The sequence below is a fragment of the Bradyrhizobium aeschynomenes genome (genome assembly GCF_013178945.1).
GTDB classification, from domain to species: Bacteria; Pseudomonadota; Alphaproteobacteria; order Rhizobiales; family Xanthobacteraceae; genus Bradyrhizobium; species Bradyrhizobium aeschynomenes.
On sequence record NZ_JABFDM010000003.1, the window covers coordinates 457,257 to 475,720 of the forward strand.

The 18,464-nt window shown below is 65.9% G+C and carries 22 protein-coding genes; 10 read left to right on the top strand and 12 right to left on the bottom strand.

The genetic code is table 11. The features are described from left to right. Nucleotides 1-234 precede the first annotated feature (234 nt). The 4 genes from HL666_RS11100 to HL666_RS11115 all read left to right on the top strand — a co-directional run bounded on the left by HL666_RS11100 (nt 235) and on the right by HL666_RS11115 (nt 2,576). Entirely contained in the window at nt 235-492 is a 258-nt protein-coding gene (locus tag HL666_RS11100) for a hypothetical protein (protein ID WP_172132351.1), read from the top strand. A gap of 76 nt (nt 493-568) precedes the next feature. Further along, the gene (locus HL666_RS11105; protein ID WP_172181379.1) at nt 569-1,459 is read left to right on the top strand and encodes a LysR substrate-binding domain-containing protein; all 891 of its coding nucleotides are present in this window, start codon (nt 569-571) and stop codon (nt 1,457-1,459) included. A 107-nt stretch (nt 1,460-1,566) separates the two neighbouring features. Then, entirely contained in the window at nt 1,567-2,256 is a 690-nt protein-coding gene (locus tag HL666_RS11110; protein ID WP_172181381.1) for a glutathione S-transferase family protein, read from the top strand. A gap of 68 nt (nt 2,257-2,324) precedes the next feature. Further along, nucleotides 2,325-2,576 (top strand): hypothetical protein, encoded by a 252-nt coding sequence (locus tag HL666_RS11115; protein ID WP_172112338.1) that lies wholly within the window; start codon nt 2,325-2,327, stop codon nt 2,574-2,576. 10 nt (nt 2,577-2,586) lie between these two features. Here HL666_RS11115 and ppk2 read toward each other — a convergent pair whose 3' ends face one another. The 7 genes from ppk2 to napE all read right to left on the bottom strand — a co-directional run bounded on the left by ppk2 (nt 2,587) and on the right by napE (nt 9,405). Next, nucleotides 2,587-3,741 (bottom strand): polyphosphate kinase 2, encoded by a 1,155-nt coding sequence (gene ppk2 / locus HL666_RS11120; protein WP_376698586.1) that lies wholly within the window; start codon nt 3,739-3,741, stop codon nt 2,587-2,589. A 110-nt stretch (nt 3,742-3,851) separates the two neighbouring features. Continuing rightward, entirely contained in the window at nt 3,852-4,961 is a 1,110-nt protein-coding gene (locus tag HL666_RS11125; RefSeq protein ID WP_172181385.1) for an ATP-dependent DNA helicase, read from the bottom strand. 265 nt (nt 4,962-5,226) lie between these two features. After that, nucleotides 5,227-5,889: a NapC/NirT family cytochrome c gene (locus HL666_RS11130; protein ID WP_246739232.1), complete on the bottom strand. Its 663-nt coding sequence runs from the start codon at nt 5,887-5,889 to the stop codon at nt 5,227-5,229. Beyond that, on the bottom strand, nt 5,886-6,356 hold the full coding sequence (locus HL666_RS11135; RefSeq protein WP_172112335.1) for a nitrate reductase cytochrome c-type subunit: 471 nt from the start codon (nt 6,354-6,356) through the stop codon (nt 5,886-5,888). Before HL666_RS11135 ends, HL666_RS11130 begins: the two co-directional genes overlap by 4 nt. Before the next feature lie 5 nt (nt 6,357-6,361). Further along, the gene (gene napA, locus HL666_RS11140) at nt 6,362-8,866 is read right to left on the bottom strand and encodes a nitrate reductase catalytic subunit NapA (RefSeq protein ID WP_172181387.1); all 2,505 of its coding nucleotides are present in this window, start codon (nt 8,864-8,866) and stop codon (nt 6,362-6,364) included. Between the two features lie 15 nt (nt 8,867-8,881). Beyond that, nucleotides 8,882-9,202 (bottom strand): chaperone NapD, encoded by a 321-nt coding sequence (locus HL666_RS11145; RefSeq protein ID WP_172181389.1) that lies wholly within the window; start codon nt 9,200-9,202, stop codon nt 8,882-8,884. 17 nt (nt 9,203-9,219) lie between these two features. Next, entirely contained in the window at nt 9,220-9,405 is a 186-nt protein-coding gene (napE, locus tag HL666_RS11150) for a periplasmic nitrate reductase, NapE protein (RefSeq protein WP_172112332.1), read from the bottom strand. Between the two features lie 385 nt (nt 9,406-9,790). Between napE and HL666_RS11155 the strand changes: the two genes are divergently transcribed. The 6 genes from HL666_RS11155 (at nt 9,791) to HL666_RS11180 (ending at nt 14,459) form a co-directional block, all read left to right on the top strand. Then, entirely contained in the window at nt 9,791-10,747 is a 957-nt protein-coding gene (locus HL666_RS11155) for an aliphatic sulfonate ABC transporter substrate-binding protein (protein WP_172112331.1), read from the top strand. 35 nt (nt 10,748-10,782) lie between these two features. Beyond that, nucleotides 10,783-11,958 (top strand): FMNH2-dependent alkanesulfonate monooxygenase, encoded by a 1,176-nt coding sequence (ssuD, locus tag HL666_RS11160; protein WP_172181391.1) that lies wholly within the window; start codon nt 10,783-10,785, stop codon nt 11,956-11,958. Beyond that, nucleotides 11,955-12,761 carry an aliphatic sulfonate ABC transporter permease SsuC gene (ssuC, locus tag HL666_RS11165; RefSeq protein ID WP_172181393.1) on the top strand — a complete coding sequence of 269 codons (807 nt, stop codon included), beginning with the start codon at nt 11,955-11,957 and terminating at the stop codon, nt 12,759-12,761. The genes ssuD and ssuC overlap by 4 nt, the downstream gene beginning before the upstream one ends. Before the next feature lie 9 nt (nt 12,762-12,770). Then, nucleotides 12,771-13,631, top strand: coding sequence for an ATP-binding cassette domain-containing protein (locus HL666_RS11170; RefSeq protein WP_172181395.1), 861 nt, complete (start codon nt 12,771-12,773; stop codon nt 13,629-13,631). A 14-nt stretch (nt 13,632-13,645) separates the two neighbouring features. Next, on the top strand, nt 13,646-14,221 hold the full coding sequence (locus HL666_RS11175) for a flavin reductase family protein (protein ID WP_172181397.1): 576 nt from the start codon (nt 13,646-13,648) through the stop codon (nt 14,219-14,221). Between the two features lie 82 nt (nt 14,222-14,303). After that, nucleotides 14,304-14,459: a hypothetical protein gene (locus HL666_RS11180; RefSeq protein WP_172112326.1), complete on the top strand. Its 156-nt coding sequence runs from the start codon at nt 14,304-14,306 to the stop codon at nt 14,457-14,459. Here the strand turns inward: HL666_RS11180 and HL666_RS11185 are convergent. The 5 genes from HL666_RS11185 to fliG form a co-directional block, all read right to left on the bottom strand. After that, nucleotides 14,450-14,821 (bottom strand): hypothetical protein, encoded by a 372-nt coding sequence (locus tag HL666_RS11185; RefSeq protein WP_172132358.1) that lies wholly within the window; start codon nt 14,819-14,821, stop codon nt 14,450-14,452. The genes HL666_RS11180 and HL666_RS11185 overlap by 10 nt on opposite strands. Before the next feature lie 91 nt (nt 14,822-14,912). Beyond that, nucleotides 14,913-16,292, bottom strand: coding sequence for a sigma-54-dependent transcriptional regulator FlbD (gene flbD, locus HL666_RS11190; protein WP_172112324.1), 1,380 nt, complete (start codon nt 16,290-16,292; stop codon nt 14,913-14,915). Nucleotides 16,293-16,345: 53 nt separating this feature from the next. Further along, on the bottom strand, nt 16,346-16,693 hold the full coding sequence (fliN, locus tag HL666_RS11195; RefSeq protein WP_015669138.1) for a flagellar motor switch protein FliN: 348 nt from the start codon (nt 16,691-16,693) through the stop codon (nt 16,346-16,348). A 30-nt stretch (nt 16,694-16,723) separates the two neighbouring features. After that, complete coding sequence (locus tag HL666_RS11200; protein WP_172181399.1) at nt 16,724-17,344, bottom strand: FliH/SctL family protein; 621 nt, start codon at nt 17,342-17,344, stop codon at nt 16,724-16,726. Continuing rightward, nucleotides 17,344-18,435: a flagellar motor switch protein FliG gene (gene fliG, locus HL666_RS11205; protein WP_172112322.1), complete on the bottom strand. Its 1,092-nt coding sequence runs from the start codon at nt 18,433-18,435 to the stop codon at nt 17,344-17,346. Before fliG ends, HL666_RS11200 begins: the two co-directional genes overlap by 1 nt. Nucleotides 18,436-18,464: the final 29 nt, after the last annotated feature.

The following is an 18,464-nucleotide window of genomic DNA, read 5'->3' on the forward strand; positions in this document are numbered from 1 at the left end:
ATCGGATGCGCGCGATCTCGTCCACGAACTCACGATGACGTCACGCTTCGTCGATCCTCGAATGATGGTGTGGTTCAGGTCTCGCGGTCGTGATCCCGGTGCGGCGGCGATGCCGCGAATATTTCGTTCCCTTCGCGGTCAATACAGAAGCGGTCGCGCCTCGCTGATGACAGTCCCGACCAGGGCATCCATCGCGTGCGTGGTCTCCGCATCCTGAGAACCTGGAGAACAATCATGACATCCTGGAAATCAAAGGCGGCAGCCTTGCTGCTGTCGATGGCCATTGCTGCGCCGGGATCGGCGCAGGGCTGGTTCTTCGGCGAGCAGGAGCCCGGGACATATCAGGCGATGCATCCCGATCGCGACGTGCTCAACGGCGGCGCGCTGACGCCGGCCGGACGCATGGGGCTGGTGCGACCCTCCGGCGCGGCGCTCGTGTTTCCGCCGTCCGCCCATCTCGCGCCGTACGACCGGCTGCCGCGGCGACGGTGACGCGTCGAATTGGCATGGCGCGCAGTTGCGCGGCCGGCGTCTCGACCCCGGCGCGTCATCGCCATACACTGCCCACATGCGACGCCTTCCCCTCCGAGACATCGAAGCCTTCGTGGCGGTGGCCCGCGCCGGCAGCCTCGCGCAGGCGGCGTTGACCATGAATCTGAGCGTACCGGCATTGAGCCGTCGCATTCAGCAGCTCGAAGCCGGGCTCGCCGTGCGGCTGTTCGAGCGACAGCCGCGCGGCCTCGCGCTCACTGCGGCAGGCGACAAATACTTTGCCGCGCTCGATCCGGCCTGGCGAAGCATGACCCTGGCGACGGAGGCGCTGCGCAAGCGGGACCATGCCGGGCTCACCGTCAGCGTGATGCCGACCTTCGCAGCGAATTGGCTGATCCCGCGGCTGCAACGTTTCCAGGCCCGGCACAGCGCGGTGCAGATCGTGTTGCAGACATCGGCCGAGATCGAGGATCTCAACGCGCGGTCCGAGCTCGACTGCGCGATCCGGCTGGGACGGGGACCGTGGCCGGGGGTCACCAGCGAGCCGCTGCTGGCGGTCGATGCAGTGCCGGTGCTGAGCCCGCAATTGCGTGATCGGTACGACAGCCCGCGGCATCCGCACGACCTCGTCAATGCCAGGCTGATCGGCACCGATCACCAGATCGAATTCTGGGCGGAGTGGTTCGCCGCTTCCGGTATCGATGCCGTGCCGACGGACTGCCTCGTCTTCGACAATCTCCAGGTCGTCTACGAGGCCGCGAGCGCCGGCATGGGCATCGCGCTCGGGCTCGATCCGGTGGTGCGGCCGTTCATCGACGCTGGCCGGCTAGTGCCGCTGTTCGCCGAGCGTGTGCGCCTGCCGCGGCAGTTTCATCTCGTGCGCAGGCGCGATGCCGGCGGCAAGGCGCGCGACTTTGCGGTGTTTCGCGACTGGCTGTTTGCGGAGGCCGCGCGCTTCGCCGCATGACGTGCCGGCTGCGCCTTGCGCCGTGCTGAAGGGGCGGAGCCGAAAACGGAATGGTGCCGCAAGTCCGGGCCACCTAACATGAGAGAGCCCGATCTCGCGAGACGACCATGCCAAGCTACCGCCTGCACTACTTCCCCGAATCCGGCAACAGCTACAAGCTGGCCCTGATGCTGGTCCTGTGCGGCCAGAGCTTCGAGCCGGTATGGACCGATTTCGGCGGTGGCATCACGCGCACTGCCGCATGGCGCGCCAACGTCAATCCGATGGGCGAGATCCCGGTGCTGGAGGAGGACGGCGTGCGGTTGACCCAGACCGGCCCGATCCTGCTTCAGCTCGCCGCGCGCTACGGCAAGTTCGGCGGTGCCGACGCGCGTGAACGCTTCGAGATCCTGCGCTGGCTGTTCTGGGACAACCAGAAAATGTCCGGCTTCATGGCGACCTATCGCTATCGCCGGGCCTTCACGCCGACCCCCGACGAGAAGGTGCAGGCATTTCTGCGGGCACGCATCGACGATTTCCTGGCGATCCTGGCGGGCGAAGTGGCGCAGCGCCCCTTCATCATCGGCGACGAACCGACGGTCGCCGATCTCTCGCTGTGCGGATATCTGAGCTTTCCGATGGAGGAGAGCGGCTATGATCTCGCGGTGCGCTTCCCGCCGGTCGCGGCATGGCTGCAGCGTATCGCCGCGCTGCCTGGTTGGCGGGCGCCCTATGATCTGTTGCCTGGGCAGCGGCTGCCGCGCTACGTCCGAGAGGACGGCACGATCACGAACGGCCGCAGGCTCGCGCAGTCGTGATTGGGGTGACGCGATCGCCTGCCTACATCATCGTTGGTGCGAATTGACGCGCAGCAGAGGGGCCAATCATGATCGCATTCAGGAGCCTGGCGGCAGCTCTGCTGATGTCGACGCTGGCGGTGACCGCGGCATCGGCGCAATTCTCCGAGCCGGCGGCGTATGAGGCCATGCATCCCGATCGTGACGTGCTCAACGGCGGCGCGCTGACGCCGGCGGCCCAGGCGGAGTTGGCCCGTCGCGGCGCGCCGGTCCTTCCGAACGCCAATGCAGCGATGCGGCCGGCCGATGTCGCGAGGCCGCATCGGCTTCACCGGCGCTGAGCGAGGCGACTCAGCTCGCGTGCTCCTCGCGCTCGTGGATTACGCTGGCGCGGCCGACGATGAGGTCGTCGACATGGCCGATGCGCGAGACGTCCTTGCCGGCATAGGGCAGGGAATGCAACACGCAGCGCATGGCGTTCAGCCGGGCGCGCTTCTTGTCGTCGGACTTGATCACGGTCCACGGGCAGTCGGCGGTGTCGGTGGAGAAGAACATCGCCTCCTTGGCGCGGGTGTAGTCGTCCCATTTGTCGAGCGAGGCGGTGTCGATCGGCGACAGCTTCCACTGCTTGAGCGGATGCGCCTCGCGCTCCTTGAACCGGCGGCGCTGCTCCTCGCGGCTGACCGAGAACCAGAACTTGATGAGATGCATGCCGCTGCGCACGAGGTTGCGCTCGAACTCCGGCACCTGGCGCAGGAACTCGTCATATTCGGCCTGCGAGCAGAAGCCCATCACGCGCTCGACGCCGGCGCGGTTGTACCAGGAGCGGTCGAACAGCACGATTTCGCCGGATGTCGGCAGGTGCTCGACATAGCGCTGGAAGTACCACTGCCCACGCTCGACGTCGCTCGGCTTGTCCAACGCGACGACGCGGGCGCCGCGCGGGTTGAGATGCTCCATGAAGCGCTTGATCGCGCCGCCCTTGCCGGCGGCGTCGCGGCCCTCGAACAGCAGCACCAGACGCTGCCGCGCGTCCTTCATCCAGTTCTGCAGCTTGAGCAGTTCGGTCTGCAGGATGAATTTCTGCTCCTCATAGTCCTTGCGGTACATTCGGAACTTGTAGGGATAGCCGCCCTGGCGCCAATTGTCGGCGAGTTCGTCGGAGGTGTGGCGCTTGTCCGGCTTGGTCTTGCCGTCGATCAGCGCCTTCATCAGCTTGGCATCATCGGGCGCCGCGCCGTCGAGCATGGCCTTGATCGGTGCAGAATCGGCGTTCAGCGCCGGCGGTCCGTTCAGCACGCTCTCGAACGCCGACAGCTCGGTGATCTGCGCAGCCTGCGTCGATTCATTCACCAGCGACTGCCCGATCGGATCGAGGTTGGTCGCGGACTGTTTTCGCGCGACTCGCGCCGTCGCACTCGCTCGCCGGCCGTTCGACGTCTTGTCCTTCGTCGTCTTCGTATTTGCCATCCGATTCCGCCCCGCCTGCTGGTGATGTACAGACATGTGAATCGTTTTGTATCCGCCAAGCGTGCTGCGGCAGCTTGACCTGGATCAACTGGTCGCAGGCTTTGCGGGAACGAGGCAGAGCGATACCGCCGCTGCCTGCATCAAGGTTAAACGACGATGGACAGCCGCTTCGCGGCGCGCGTGATGCCGGTGTAGAGCCAGCGGGCGCGGCTCTCCTGAAAGGCAAAGCTCTCGTCGAACAGCACGACGTCGTCCCATTGCGAGCCCTGCGACTTGTGCACGGTCAGCACATAGCCGTAGTCGAACTCGTCATAGGGCTTGCGCTGCTCCCACGGGATGTCCTCGATGCCGCCCGCGAAACATTCGCCGCGCACCGAGACTTTCGTCACCTTGCGTCCGAAATCCTCCTCGGGCGCGACCCGCATGGTCACGATCTTGGACTTGGAGGTCGCGCGCGACTTCACCCGCCACAGCCCGCCATTGAACAGGCCCTTCTTGCGGTTGTTGCGCAGGCAGACCAGCTTGTCGCCGGCGACGGGCAGGGCGTCCTCGATGTCGAGGCGCTGACGGAAGCGGTTGTTGTAGGCGCGGCGGGTGGCGTTGCGGCCGACCAGCACCTGGTCGGCCTCCATGACGCGCGACGGATCGAGCTCGCGGCGCTCCACCACCTCGCTCTCGCCATAGCGGCCGATGTCGAGCGTATTGCCTTCGCGCACGTCCATGGACATCCGCACGATCGGATCGTCCTTGGCCTGACGATGCACCTCGGTCAGCATCACGTCGGGCTCGCTGTCGGTGAAGAAGCCGCCGCCCTTGACCGGCGGCAGCTGTGCGGGATCGCCGAGCACCAGCAGCGGGCAGTCGAAGGACAAGAGGTCACGGCCGAGATCGGCATCGACCATCGAGCATTCGTCGATGATGATGAGCTTGGCCTTGGACGCCGGCGCGTCGTCCCACAATTCGAAGTTCGGCTGCTCCTCGCCGCTCTCCTGCGCGCGGTAGATCAGCGAGTGGATGGTGGAGGCGTTGTCGCAGCCCTTGCTGCGCATCACGAGCGCTGCCTTGCCGGTGAACGCGGCGAACTTGACCTCGCCGTCGACGCCCTCGGCGATGTGGCGGGCGAGCGTGGTCTTGCCGGTTCCGGCATAGCCGAACAGCCGGAACACCTGCGGCGTGGCGTTCCTGCCTGGCTTGGCCTTCAGCCAATCGCCGACAGCCTTGAGGGCGGAATCCTGATGCGGGGAGAAGGTGGTCATGGCTCACAAGAATGGAGCCGCGGGGCGACTCGGGACATTCCGTGAACCTAAGGGCTGTTTCAGCGAGATCAAGCTGGAAGAGGGGCTAGTGTCAGGGCGAGATTGTGCCAAGCGGACGGTGCGCCCCTCCCCCTTGCGGGGAGGGGTTGGGGGTGGGGGTCTCAGCAAAGACTGCCCGTGTGGACCCCCACCCCCGACCCCTCCCCGCAAGGGGGAGGGGAGTCGACCTCGCGTGCGGCGAAAGCTCGCGTAATCAGAAGGAAGCTTACTGCCAGCCCGGCACGCCGCGCATGTCCGGCAGGTGATGCGCGATGCCCTTGTGGCAGTCGATGCAGGTCTTCTGCCCCGTGAACAGGAAGCGCTGGTGAGCTTCGACGGCGCGCGGGGACTGCCTGGTGATGTCCATCGACTGGGAGCTGTGGCAGTTGCGGCATTCGAGCGAATCGTTGGCCTTGAAGCGTGCCCATTCGTGCAACGCCAGCTCCAGGCGGCGATCGTTGAACTTCTCGCGGGTGTCGATCGAGCCGAACAGATGACCCCAGACCTCCTTGGACGCCTGCATCTTGCGCGCGATCTTGTCGGTCCAGTTGTGCGGGACGTGGCAGTCCGGGCAGGAGGCGCGGACGCCGGAGCGGTTGGAGAAGTGGACGGTCGTCTTCAGCTCCGCGAACACGTTGTCTTTCATCTCGTGGCAGCCGGTGCAGAACTTCTCGGTGTTGGTGATCTCGAGCGCGGTGTTGAAGCCGCCCCAGAAGATCACGCCGGCGACGAAGCCGGCGAGCACCAGCACGCCCAGGCCGAAGATCGAGCTCGGCTTGAGCAGGACGTCGACGAGGTCGAGCACGAATTGCCAGGCGCGGCGGAGGAGGCCGAGCCGTTTCTCCGGGGCCGGTGTTCCCGGCCCCTGCGGGATGTCGGCGCTGCTCATCGCTTGGCACCGGGCTTGTCGTGCGACAGCACCGTGTCGATGTCGACGAAGTCGTTGCTGACCGGCGGAGTGGCGACACTCTGCGGCACGTGGCACTGGTTGCAGAAGTAGCGGCGCGGCGACACCGACGCCAGGAACTGGCCGTCGCGGTCCATGAAGTGGGTGATCGAGAGCATCGGCGCTTTCGATTCGGCGGTGCGCGCACGCGCGTGGCAGGACAGGCACTTGTTGCCCTGCATGTCGACCTGATAGCCGTCGATCGCATGCGGGATGACCGGCGGCTGCTCCGGATAGTTGCGCACCTCCTTCTCGGCGGTGTTCTTCATCGGCTGCATCGGCGGCGCAGGACCCTCGTCGTTGAGCGGTGCGGGACCGCGCAGTGAGGACGAGACGCTCTGGGCGAGCAGGGCGCTCGAGCCGGCCGCGAGGCTGGCTGCGAGCAGCATCATCGCAAGTTTCTTGATCATATCAGTCACACCCGCTCGATGCGCACGGCGCATTTCTTGTAGTCGGTCTGCAGCGAGATCGGATCGGTGGCGTCGAGCGTCACCTTGTTGATCAGCTTCGACTCGTCGAACCACGGCACGAACACGAGGCCGCGCGGTGGCTTGTCACGCCCGCGCGTCTCGACGCGGGCGCGGATGAAGCCGCGCCGCGAGGCGACCTTGACCTCATCGCCACGCCGCAAGTTCGCTGCCTGCGCATCGTCCGGATGCATGAAGCAGACGGCCTCGGGGAACGCCTTGTAGAGCTCGGGCACGCGGCGCGTCATCGTGCCGGAGTGCCAGTGCTCGACGACGCGGCCCGTCGACAGCCAGAACGGATAGTCCTTGTCGGGCGATTCCGCCGGGGGCTCGTAGGGCAAAGCGAAGATGCGCGCCTTGCCGTCGGCGAAGCCGTAGAACTGCACGCCGGTGCCGGCCTTGACGTAGGGGTCGGAGCCTTCGCGGAAACGCCAGCGCGTCTCCTTGCCGTCGACGACCGGCCAACGCAGGCCGCGCTCCTTGTGGTAGGTCTCGAATGGCGCGAGGTCGTGGCCATGGCCGCGGCCGAACGCGGCGTATTCCTCGAACAGACCCTTGTGGACGTAGAAGCCGAATGCCTTCGACTCGTCGTTGGCGTAGCCCGGCTCGATGTGGTCGAGTGGGAATTTGTCGACCTGGCCGTTCCTGTAGAGCACGTCGAACAGCGTCTTGCCGCGCACCTCAGGCTTCTTGGCGATCAGCTCTTCCGGCCAGACCTCCTCGATCTTGAAGCGCTTGGAGAACTCCATGAGCTGCCAGAGATCGGAGCGCGCCTCGCCCGGCGCCGACACCAACTGATGCCAGAACTGGGTGCGGCGCTCGGCATTGCCATAGGCGCCTTCCTTCTCTACCCACATCGCGGTCGGCAGGATGAGGTCGGCGGCGAGCGCGGTCACGGAAGGGTAGGCGTCGGAAACGACGATGAAATTGTCGGGGTTGCGGAAGCCTGGATAGGTTTCCTCGTTCGCGTTCGGGCCGGCCTGGAGGTTGTTGTTGACCTGCACCCAATAGGCGTTGAGCAGACCGTCCTTCAGCATCCGGCTCTGCAGCACCGCGTGATAGCCCGGCTTGTCGGGGATCGTGCCCTCCGGCAGCTGCCAGATGTGCTCGGCCTTGGTGCGATGCTCCTTGTTGGTGACGACCATGTCGGCCGGCAAACGATGCGAGAAGGTGCCGACCTCGCGCGCGGTGCCGCAGGCCGAAGGCTGGCCGGTCAGCGAGAACGGGCTGTTGCCGGGCTCGCTGATCTTTCCCGTCAGCAGATGGATGTTGTAGATGAGGTTGTTGCACCAGACGCCGCGGGTGTGCTGGTTGAAGCCCATGGTCCAGAACGAGACGACCTTGGTCTTGGGATCGGCATAGAGCTCGGCCAGCGCCTCCAGCCGGTTCAAGGGGACGCCGGACATCTCGGCGGCCTTCTCCAGCGTGTAGTCGGAGACAAACTTCGCATATTCGTCGAACGAGATGTCGGTGGCGTCATTGGCCTTGGCCGCGCCCGTGGCCTTCTTCTGCAGCGGATGCTCCGGGCGCAGGCCGTAGCCGATGTCGGTCTGGCCCTTCTTGAACACCGTATGCGCCTGGACGAAGTCCTTGTTGACGCGGCCGGTCTTGATGATGTGGTTGGCGATCGCGTTGAGGAGATAGAGATCGGTCTGCGGCTTGAACACCATGCCGATGTCGGCGAGGTCGAACGAGCGATGCTCGAAGGTCGAGAGCACGGCGACCTTGACATGCGGCGCCGACAGGCGCCGGTCGGTGACGCGGCTCCACAGGATCGGATGCATCTCCGCCATGTTGGAGCCCCACAGCACGAACGCATCGGTGGCCTCGATGTCGTCATAGCAGCCGGCCGGCTCGTCGATGCCGAAGGTGCGCATCATGCCGGCGACGGCCGAGGCCATGCAGTGCCGCGCATTCGGATCGATGTTGTTGGAGCGGAAGCCGGCCTTGAACAGCTTTGACGCAGCGTAGCCTTCCCAGATCGTCCACTGTCCCGAGCCGAACATGCCGACGCCGGAGGGACCGCGCTTCTTCAGCGCGTCCTTGTACTTCGCGGCCATGACGTCGAACGCTTCGTCCCAGGAGACGGGGGTGAACTCGCCGTTCTTGTCGTACTTGCCGTTGGTCTTGCGCAGCATCGGATGCGTCAGGCGGTCATGACCGTACATGATCTTCGACAGGAAGTAGCCCTTGACGCAGTTGAGGCCGCGATTGACCTCGGCCTTGATGTCGCCATGGGTGGCGACGACGCGGTTGTCCTTGGTCGCGACCATCACGCTGCAGCCGGTGCCGCAGAAGCGGCAGGCGGCCTTGTCCCATTTCAGCTCGCTGGCCTCGCGTTCGGTGACGAGGTTGGCCGCAAGCGAGCTCGCCGGCATCCCGGCGGCGGCCGCGGCAATCGCTGCGGCCTCCAGCTTGAGCATCTGACGGCGATCGATCTTTGATTCGGTCATGGTGGTCTCGGTTGATTAGCCGGCGTCGATGGCGTGGAAGACGAGGCAGGCGGAATGCACGCAGGGGATCGCGGAGATGGTCGTCATGGTGGCGCCGAGCGCGCCCGCGTTCGGCGCATCGACGATGACGATCAGTTTGCCGCGCTCATCGCGGCCGTGAATCTCGCAGCCGGACATCGCAAGAATGTCGGCGGCGACGCGATCGAGCTGATCGGGACGGGTCTGAACGATGATCGAGGCGATCTCGCCCGTGACAGGCGCAACCACGGGCTCCGCGGTGAGCACTCGGCCGGTGATCAGCGCGCGCCTGTCGAGGGGAGTGCGGTGTGAGAGCATATAGGCCGTCCTTCCGGTCAATGTGCCGAGGGCGGGCCGGGCGGTCCGGCCAGCATCTGGTAGACCCACACCGCCAGCCCGTAGGAGCCGACGGTGGCGACCGCGAGCGCGGGCATCAGCACCGCGGTGAGGAACAGGAAGGCAAAAATTTCCATGCGTCTGCGGCGCGCACGCGCATTCGCATCGCTGCCAACGAGCGACATGAGAGAATTCTCGACTGTGTGGGTATGGGAGGGTTTGCGGCATCCGGGCCGCGCCTGATGATAGATTAAGCGAGCCCATTGGAACCAGCGTTGACCTGGATCAAGCGCAGGGGACTCCAGAGCACACCAGCGCACCGCCCCAGCGAATTCGGGCCCGCGTCGCCATCATGTTGGTTGATGAGCCGTGAAGACCCGTGACCGCATGTTTCCTTGCGAGAAACTCTCGCTGCTTTGCGTGGGGGCCTCGATACGATCATCCCCTCTGGTCGTCAGCCGAGAGGACCGGCATTGCTATTTTTCAGAGGTGCTCGACACGCGTTTCGTCCGCCACCATCATCCATCGCATCGCATCAGCGTGGATGCGCAAGGGTGATTGGAGAGGGCAATGAAGCGTCGCGATTTTCTGAAACTGTCATTGGCATCGGCTGCGGTGATGAGCTGCGCGGCGCCGCTGCGCGCCGAGGACAGGCCGAAGGAGATCCGCATCGGCACCCAAAAGGGCGGCTTCTTTCCTGCCGTGAAGGCGCGTCGCACCATCGAGACCGCATTCAAGCCTCTCGGCATCGAGATCGTCTGGATCGACTTCCAGTTCGGCCCGCCGCTGCTGGAGGCGATCAATGTGGGCAGTGTCGATTTCGGCTATGTCGGCGATGCGCCGCCGATCTTCGCGCAGGTCGCAAGCGCCAAGATCCGCTACGCCGCGGCCGTCAAGCAGAACGGCAGCACGCAGGCGATCATCGTGCCCAAGGACTCCCCGATCAAGACGCTGGCTGATCTGAAGGGCAAGCGCGTCGCCTTCGGCAAGGGTTCGAGCGCGCACAATCTGCTGGTCGCGGCGCTCGAGAAGGCCGGCATCGCCTGGAGCGACATCACGCCGGCGCCGCTTGCGCCGGCCGATGCGACCGCCGCCTTCGTCAAGGGCTCGGTCGATGCCTGGTCGATCTGGGATCCGTATCTCGCGCTGGCCGAGCTCAAGGAGAATGCGCGCGTCATCGTGTGGGACAAGGACGTGCACAAGCCGAACTCGTTCTACATCGTCGGCAGCGACTTCGTTGAGAAGTATCCGGCCGTCGTCGCCAAGCTGAACGGTGCCTTCGCCGCCGAGGGGGTGTGGGCCAACAGCCATCACGAGGAGGTCGCGAAGGCACAGGCCGAAGCCACCGGCGTCGATCTCGAAGCGGTCCGCCGCTTCGTCGACCGCTCGGTCTACAGCGTCGTCCCGATCGATGCCGACATCATCAAGAGCCAGCAGGCGGTGGCCGATCGCTTCGCTCGGGTCGGGCTCATTCCGAGACAGGTCAACGTCGCCGACATCGTCTGGAAGTGGACGCCGTCCACCTGACGCGTGATCGCCATCCCCATCGGAAAGAGAATGACATGAGCAACGCTCCGAAGCCCGACGTTCTGTGGTTCCTGCCGACCCATGGCGACGGCCGCCATCTCGGCACGTCGCAAGGCGGCCGCGAGGTCAACTTCAACTATCTGCGCCAGGTGGCGCAGGCCGCCGACCAGCTCGGCTATTTCGGCGTGCTGATCCCCACCGGACGCAGCTGCGAGGATTCATGGATCGTCGCCTCAGCCGTGGCGCCGTTCACCGAGAAGCTGCGCTACCTCGTCGCGGTGCGTCCCGGCCTGCAATCGCCGGCGGTGGCCGCGCGGATGACGGCGACGCTCGACCGCGTCAGCAATGGGCGGCTGCTCGTCAACGTCGTCACCGGCGGCGATCCGATCGAGAACAAGGGCGACGGCATCTTCCTGTCGCATGAGGAGCGCTACGAGGTCACCCGCGAGTTCCTCACCGTCTACAACGCGCTGCTCGAAGGCGAGGCCGTCAACTTCTCCGGCAAGCACATCAAGGTCGAGGACGGCCGCCTGCTGTTCCCGCCGGTGCAGTCGCCGCGCCCGCCGCTGTTCTTCGGCGGCTCGTCGGATGCCGGCATCGACGTCGCCGTCGATACCGTCGAGAAGTATCTGACCTGGGGCGAGCCGCCGGCCGACGTCGCGGCCAAGGTCGCCAAGGTCAAGGCCGTCGCCGACACGCGCGGCCGGAAGCTGTCGTTCGGCATCCGCCTCCATGTGATCGTACGCGAGACCAATGAGGAGGCGTGGGCCGCGGCCGACGATCTCATCAAGCACGTCACCGACGACACGATTGCCTCGGCGCAGAAGATCTTCGCGCGGATGGATTCGGTCGGTCAGCAGCGGATGTCGCAGCTGCATGGCGGCCGCCGCGACAAGCTCGAGATCAGCCCGAATCTGTGGGCCGGCGTCGGCCTGGTGCGCGGTGGCGCGGGCACCGCGCTGGTCGGCGATCCCGACACGGTGGCGGCGCGTATCCGCGAGTATCAGGATCTCGGCATCGATACGTTCATCCTGTCCGGCTATCCGCATCTCGAGGAGGCCTATCGCTTCGCCGAACTGGTCTTCCCGAAGCTCGGCCTGAACACGGTGGAGCAGGGCGGCAACGTGACGAAGCTCCGCGCGAATACGGGTCCGTTCGGCGAGACCATCGCCAATGAGCATCGTCCCCTGCAGCGGGCGTCGCAGTCATGAGTCTGATCGAAAGCCTTCCCAAAGTCCGCAAGCTCACCGTCCCCAAGGCAGATGGATTGCTGCCTTGGCTCGTCCCGCTCGCGATCCTCCTTGTCTGGCAGGCGGCCTCGGTTGCCGGCTTCGTCTCCCCCCGCGTGCTGCCGGCGCCGAGCGACGTCGCGCGCGCCGGCTGGAAGCTGTTGTGGTCGGGCGAGCTCGGCCGCAACATCTGGGTCAGCTTCTGGCGCGCCTCGATCGGCTTCCTGATCGGCGGCAGCATCGGTTTCGCCTTCGGCCTCGCCAACGGCCTGTCACAGCTGTCCTCGAAGCTCACCGACACGACATTGCAGATGGTGCGCAATGTGCCTCATCTGGCGCTGATCCCGCTGGTGATCCTGTGGTTCGGCATCGACGAGAGCGCAAAGCTGTTTCTCGTCGCGCTCGGCGTGTTCTTCCCGGTCTATCTCAACACGCTGCACGGGATTCGCACCGTCGACCCGCAACTCATTGAAATGGGCCGCGTCTACGGCATGACGGACGGCGAGCTGTTTCGCCGCGTGATCTTCCCCGGCGCGCTGCCGTCGATCTTCGTCGGCCTGCGCTTCGCGCTCGGCATCATGTGGCTCACCTTGATTGTCGCCGAGACGATCGCCGCCTCGTCGGGCCTCGGCTACATGGCGATGCAGGCGCGCGAGTTCATGCAGATCGACGTCGTCGTCCTCTCTATCCTGATCTACGCCCTGCTGGGCAAGCTCGCCGACAGCGCCTCGCGGTTGCTGGAGCGGCTGACGCTGTCCTGGCATCCGGCGTTCAGCAAGCATTGAGATCTGCAAATGCAGCAAGCGCTTCGAATTCCCGTGTCCAGCGTCGAGGAGACCGACGGCAAGGATGCGATCGGCCCTGCTGAGGCTTTCCGCCCTGTGAGGAAGCCCAGCGTGAGCCCGGCCAAACCCGAGACGCGCGGCCTGCCGCTGGTGATCCGCGACTTGCGCAAGTCCTTCGGCGACAACCAGGTGCTGCGCGGCATCGAGCTGGAGATTCCGGCCGGTCAGTTCGTCGCCATCGTCGGCCAGAGCGGCTGCGGCAAGAGCACGCTGCTGCGCCTGATCGCAGGTCTGGACAAGCCGACGTCCGGCACGATCAGTTTCGGCGACACGGCCGCGCGGTCCGAGGACATCCGCGTCATGTTCCAGGAACCGCGGCTGTTGCCCTGGGCGCGTGTGCTGGCCAATGCTGAGGTCGGGCTTGGGCGCGATCGCAAGGCCGCCGGCGCGCATGACCGCGCCAAGCAGGCGTTGGAGGAGGTCGGTCTCGCCGAGAAGCGCGATCAGTGGCCTTCCGTGCTGTCGGGCGGCCAGAAGCAGCGCGTGGCGCTGGCGCGCGCGCTGGTCAGCGGGCCGCGCCTGCTCGCCTTCGACGAGCCGCTCGGCGCGCTCGATGCGCTGACCCGGATTGCGATGCAACGGCTGCTGGAACGGGTCTGGATCGATCAAACCTTCACCGCAATCCTGGTCACCCATGACGTCGCGGAGGCCGTGGCCCTGGCCGATCGCGTCCTGGTCATCGAGGACGGCCGGGTCGCCGAGGACATCAGCGTCGATCTGCCGCGCCCGCGCCGACGCGGGTCTGCCGAGCTCGCGACGCTGGAGGGCTCGATCCTGGGCCAGTTGCTTGGACCGGGCACGGCAGGGTAGGAAAGATCAACGCAATGAACTCCATCGTCCGTCACATGCCCGATGCTACGGCGCTCCAGCCGGATTTCCGCTCTGCGATGCGCCAACTGGTCGGCGGCGTCAGTGTCATCACCGTCGGCCGGGGCGACGAGGTCACCGGCATGACCGTCAGCTCGCTGTCGTCGCTTGCGGTGGAGCCTCCTTCCATCATCGTCAGCCTCAACCGCAGCGCCTCATCCTGGCCAATTCTGCAGCGGGAGCGCGTTTTTGGGGCCAATCTGCTGGCGGCGGATCAGATCGACGTCGCCGAACGGTTCGCGGGTAAGGGAGGCCTGCGCGGCGCCGAGCGTTTCGCCGGCGCCGAGTGGCGCAAGCACGTCACCGGCGTGCCGCTGCTGGTGGGAGCACTCGCGACGCTGGATTGCGAGGTCGAGGAGATGATCGAACGGCATTCCCACGCCATCGTCATCGGCAAGGTGGTGCATATCGAGGTCGCGCCGCAATCGGCGGCTCTGGCGTATTGGCATGGCAGCTATGTCGCGGTTGATAGCGACGACGATCTCGGCCAGCTGGCCGCCCTGAGCGTGCCTGATCCGGGGCTGACGCCGTAGCGGCGGACCGGCGGACGGGACGCGCTGGCGTCGAGGCGGAGGAGGCCGTAAAAGCCACTGTCGATGTCGGCAGCGGACTATCATGAAGCGGATCGGAACCTGGGCTCTCTACGTGATCGGCACGGCCGCGATCCTGTATCTGGCGCTCTATGCCTACGCCATGTTGACGCAGCGCGAGTTCAAGCCGGGCGATCCCATCCACATCTTCCGCAACCCCGAGGCGCCGAGCTATTCGTGAGCTGCCGCTGCGCGGCCCCGTCGTGGCGGCGGCTCGCGCAGCCACGGGTCCTTCGACTGCTCGCAATCCCGCAACTGCATCCAGTCGGCGGTGAAAAACTGGACCCGGCAGCGGCGCCAGACGCGCGTTTGTCCGGTGCCGTCCGGCGAGGTCTCGATGTCGGAGAGCGAGAGATAAGGCGGCCGCCAGCGATAGCGCCGTTCGGTGTCCCAACCGTCGCAGCCGCTCGTGCCACATGCGAAGGTGCGTGAGATCAGCTTGCCGTTGCGTGCGAAGCACCAGCTGCGCGAGCCCCATTCCTCACCGGACGACGGCTTCACCAACGGCGGGTGCGAGGTCTGCTCCCAGCAGCCGGCCAGCACGCCGCGTGTCGCGGCGACGGCCGCAGAAACGGAAAGCGGCGCGCCCAGAAGGAGCGCGCCGCCGAGGGCGAGATAATGGAAGACGGCGAGGCTACACGGGGCTCGGCATGCGCGGCGTGTCGCCGGTGCCGGGAGGCGGGATCGGCACGCCGCCGTCGGCATATTCGTTGAGCTTGTTGCGCAACGTGCGGATCGAGATGCCCAGAATGTTGGCCGCATGTGTCCGGTTGCCCAGGCAGTGCTTCAGGGTTTCGAGGATCAGATCGCGCTCGACGTCGGCGACGGTGCGGCCGACCAGCGCACGCGTGACCTGCTCCGCGGCCATCGTAGCATGGGCGACGGCGGGTTGCGTCTTGCCGATGTCGAGCCGGGCGCCGTCGGGGGTCAGGATTGCGTCCGGACCGATCTCGTCGCCCTGAGCCATCAGCACGGCGCGATGCATCGTATTCTCCAGCTCGCGCACGTTGCCCGGCCAGCGGTTGGTGGTGAGGATGCGCTTGGCTTCCGCAGAGATCGGCCGCAGCGGCACCGCGTTGGCCTCGGAATATTTGCGCGCGAAGTGCTGCGCGAGCTCGAGGATGTCGGCGGGGCGCTCTCGCAGCGGAGGAATTTTCAGGTTCACGACGTTGAGCCGGAACAGCAGGTCCTCGCGGAACGTGCCCTCGCGCACGGCATCGGCGAGGTTGCGGTTCGAGGTCGCGATGATCCGGATATCGACCGGAACAGGGCGGGTGCCGCCGACCCGGTCGATCACGCGCTCCTGGATCGCGCGCAACAGCTTCGACTGCAGCCGCACGTCCATCTCGGAGATTTCGTCGAGCAGGAGCGTGCCGCCATTGGCCTCCTCGAACTTGCCGATGCGGCGCGCCACCGCGCCGGTGAACGCGCCCTTCTCGTGGCCGAACAGCTCGGATTCCAGGAGATGCTCGGGGATCGCGGCGCAGTTGATCGAGATGAAGGGACGCTTGGCGCGGGCCGAGCGGGTGTGGACGTAGCGCGCCAGCACCTCCTTGCCGGTGCCGGATTCGCCGGTGATCATCACCGAGGCGTCGGAGCCCGCGATCTGCTGGGCAAGCTTGATCACCCGAGCCATCGCGTCGTCGCGATAGACGAGGTCGCGGCTGTCGTTGGCGACGGCGGCGAGCACGGCCGCGATCAGCTCCGGATCGGGCGGCAGCGGAATGTATTCCTTGGCGCCGGCGTGGATGGCGGCGACCGCGGCGCGGGCGTCGCTGGTGATGCCGCAGGCGACGATCGGCACGTGGATGTGCTCGGCGTCGAGCCGCATCACCAGGTCGCGGATGTCGAGCGCGACGTCGACCAGCAGCAGGTCGGCGCCCTTGCCGCCGCGCAGCACCCGCATGGCCTGCTCGTTGTCCTCGGCATGGGTGACGGTGGCGCCGTTCTCCATGGCGATCTTGGTGGCCGCGGTGAGCTGGCCCTTCAGCGTTCCGACGATGAGAAGCCGCATGTTGGTCTCCTATTCGGTCGCGCCGCTCTCGATCAGCGCGCGGATCATGTCTGTCAGTTGCGGTCGGACTTGATGATTTCCGTCATCGTCACGCCGAGCTTGTCCTCGACCAGCACCACCTCGCCACGGGCGACCAGGCGGTTGTTGACGTAGATGTCGATGGCCTCGCCGACCTTGCGGTCGAGCTCGAGCACGGTGCCGGGCCCGAGCTTCAGGAGCTCGCCGACATCCATCTTCGAGCGGCCGAGCACGGCCGAGACTTGGACCGGCACGTCGAACACGGCCTCGAGGTCGGCGGCGATGCGCGCGGCATGCTCTTCTTCGTTGTAGCCGACGTCACCGCCCAGCGGCGGCGCGTCTGCCGCATTGAGGTCGGGAAGGGGGATCTCGTTGTCGCTCATGACTTAAACTCCCTTGGCCACCACAGCGGCCTAGTTCTTCTTGGACGCCATGTAGCGTCCGACAAGCTCGTTGATCTTGGCATCGATCGCGGCGCGCTCCAGCACGACGCCGCCGTCAGCCCATTCGATGCGGCAGTCGCCGGTCGCGATCTCCGGCTCGGCCAGGATCACGAGGCGTCCTTCGAAGCCGCTCTGCTTGGCGAGTTTGTCGATCTTCTCGCGGGCGAGCTCGTACAGCGCGTCGTTGATGCGCAGCACGAGGTGCGGCGTGGCGACCAGATGGGCGAAGCAGTCGTGCACGAGGCCGGTGATCTCGCCGAGCGGCTCCGCATCGATCAGCGCAGTGCACAGCTTGCGGGCGACGGCGACCGCGACATCCACCGCCTCGGTTTCCATCCGCTGCTCGATACCTTCGAAGCGGGCGGAGATGCCCTGCAATTGGATGTTGATCTGCTCCAGCGCCGCCGCGACGCGGCGGTCGGCCTCGACCTTGGCTTCGCGCTGCGCCGCCTCGTAGCCGTTGCGGTAGGCGGCGGCTTCGGCGGCCGCGACCTTCTGTGCGATCTCGGCGGACGTCGCCGCACGCTCCCGCGTCGTCTTCTCCGGCGCGGCAAAGTCGGTATCGAACAGGAATTTCGCGGGCTGAGCCATCAATACACCAGCTCGTCGTCGGCGCGGTTCTTGCTGAGCATGATCTCGCCCTTGGCGGCGAGGTCCTTGGCGAGATTGACGAGCAGGGCCTGCGCCTCGTCGACGTCGCGCAAACGCACCGGCCCCATCGCGGCCATGTCGTCCTGCAGCATCTTGGCGGCGCGCGACGACATGTTGCCGAAGAAGAAGTTGCGGACCTCCTCGTTGGCGCTCTTGAGCGCGATGCCGAGCTTGTCCTTGTCGACATTGCGAAGCAGCGTCTGCGCCGAGGCGGAGTCGAGCTTGATCAGGTCGTCGAAGGTGAACATCAGCGCCTTGATGCGCTCGGCGGATTCGCGGTTCTCTTCTTCGAGCGAGGTGATGAAGCGGGTCTCGGTCTGGCGGTCGAAATTGTTGAAGATCTCGGCCATCACCTCGTGAGCGTCGCGGCGGCGGGTCTGCGACAGGTTCGACATGAACTCGACCCGCAAGGTCTGTTCGACCCGCTCGATGACCTCCTTCTGCACGGCCTCCATGCGCAGCATGCGACCGATGACGTCGAGCGCCATGTCCTCGGGCAGGATCGCGAGCACGCGGGCGGCGTGCTCCGGCTTCAGCTTGGACAGCACGACGGCGATGGTCTGCGGATATTCGTTCTTGAGGTAGTTGGCGAGCACCTCTTCCTGGACGTTAGAGAGCTTCTCCCACATGTTGCGGCCGGCGGGGCCGCGGATCTCGTCCATGATGCCGGTGACGCGCTCGGCCGGCAGGTATTGCTGCAGCAGCCGCTCGGTGGCGTCGAAATTGCCCATCAGCGCGCCCGAGGCCGACATGCGCGAGACGAATTCGAGCATGAGATCCTCGACGACGTCGGCTTCGATCGTTCCCAGCGTCGACATCGCCAGTGACAATTCGCGCACCTCGTCGTCGTCGAGCTGCTGCCAGATCTTGCCGCCATATTGCTCGCCGAGCGCAAGCATCATCACGGCCGCGCGCCGGGGGCCGCTCAACGGCTCGGTCTTCTCGCGCTGCGCCTGCCGGCTCGCCAGCGTCGCGATGACGGTGGAGATGTCGTTGGCGTTGGCGTTGGTCTGTGTCTGCGGGAGCGACATGGCGGCTACGTTCTTCTCAGTTCAGGCGG

Bases quoted from the DNA above. Each gene is read 5' to 3' on its own strand.
- HL666_RS11100 (WP_172132351.1), top strand. From the start codon at position 235: ATGACATCCTGGAAATCAAAGGCGGCAGCCTTGCTGCTGTCGATGGCC.
- HL666_RS11105 (WP_172181379.1), top strand. From the start codon at position 569: ATGCGACGCCTTCCCCTCCGAGACATCGAAGCCTTCGTGGCGGTGGCC.
- HL666_RS11110 (WP_172181381.1), top strand. From the start codon at position 1,567: ATGCCAAGCTACCGCCTGCACTACTTCCCCGAATCCGGCAACAGCTAC.
- HL666_RS11115 (WP_172112338.1), top strand. From the start codon at position 2,325: ATGATCGCATTCAGGAGCCTGGCGGCAGCTCTGCTGATGTCGACGCTG.
- ppk2 (WP_376698586.1), bottom strand. From the start codon at position 3,741: ATGTCTGTACATCACCAGCAGGCGGGGCGGAATCGGATGGCAAATACG.
- HL666_RS11125 (WP_172181385.1), bottom strand. From the start codon at position 4,961: ATGACCACCTTCTCCCCGCATCAGGATTCCGCCCTCAAGGCTGTCGGC.
- HL666_RS11130 (WP_246739232.1), bottom strand. From the start codon at position 5,889: ATGAGCAGCGCCGACATCCCGCAGGGGCCGGGAACACCGGCCCCGGAG.
- HL666_RS11135 (WP_172112335.1), bottom strand. From the start codon at position 6,356: ATGATCAAGAAACTTGCGATGATGCTGCTCGCAGCCAGCCTCGCGGCC.
- napA (WP_172181387.1), bottom strand. From the start codon at position 8,866: ATGACCGAATCAAAGATCGATCGCCGTCAGATGCTCAAGCTGGAGGCC.
- HL666_RS11145 (WP_172181389.1), bottom strand. From the start codon at position 9,202: ATGCTCTCACACCGCACTCCCCTCGACAGGCGCGCGCTGATCACCGGC.
- napE (WP_172112332.1), bottom strand. From the start codon at position 9,405: ATGTCGCTCGTTGGCAGCGATGCGAATGCGCGTGCGCGCCGCAGACGC.
- HL666_RS11155 (WP_172112331.1), top strand. From the start codon at position 9,791: ATGAAGCGTCGCGATTTTCTGAAACTGTCATTGGCATCGGCTGCGGTG.
- ssuD (WP_172181391.1), top strand. From the start codon at position 10,783: ATGAGCAACGCTCCGAAGCCCGACGTTCTGTGGTTCCTGCCGACCCAT.
- ssuC (WP_172181393.1), top strand. From the start codon at position 11,955: ATGAGTCTGATCGAAAGCCTTCCCAAAGTCCGCAAGCTCACCGTCCCC.
- HL666_RS11170 (WP_172181395.1), top strand. From the start codon at position 12,771: ATGCAGCAAGCGCTTCGAATTCCCGTGTCCAGCGTCGAGGAGACCGAC.
- HL666_RS11175 (WP_172181397.1), top strand. From the start codon at position 13,646: ATGAACTCCATCGTCCGTCACATGCCCGATGCTACGGCGCTCCAGCCG.
- HL666_RS11180 (WP_172112326.1), top strand. From the start codon at position 14,304: ATGAAGCGGATCGGAACCTGGGCTCTCTACGTGATCGGCACGGCCGCG.
- flbD (WP_172112324.1), bottom strand. From the start codon at position 16,292: ATGCGGCTTCTCATCGTCGGAACGCTGAAGGGCCAGCTCACCGCGGCC.
- fliN (WP_015669138.1), bottom strand. From the start codon at position 16,693: ATGAGCGACAACGAGATCCCCCTTCCCGACCTCAATGCGGCAGACGCG.
- HL666_RS11200 (WP_172181399.1), bottom strand. From the start codon at position 17,344: ATGGCTCAGCCCGCGAAATTCCTGTTCGATACCGACTTTGCCGCGCCG.
- fliG (WP_172112322.1), bottom strand. From the start codon at position 18,435: ATGTCGCTCCCGCAGACACAGACCAACGCCAACGCCAACGACATCTCC.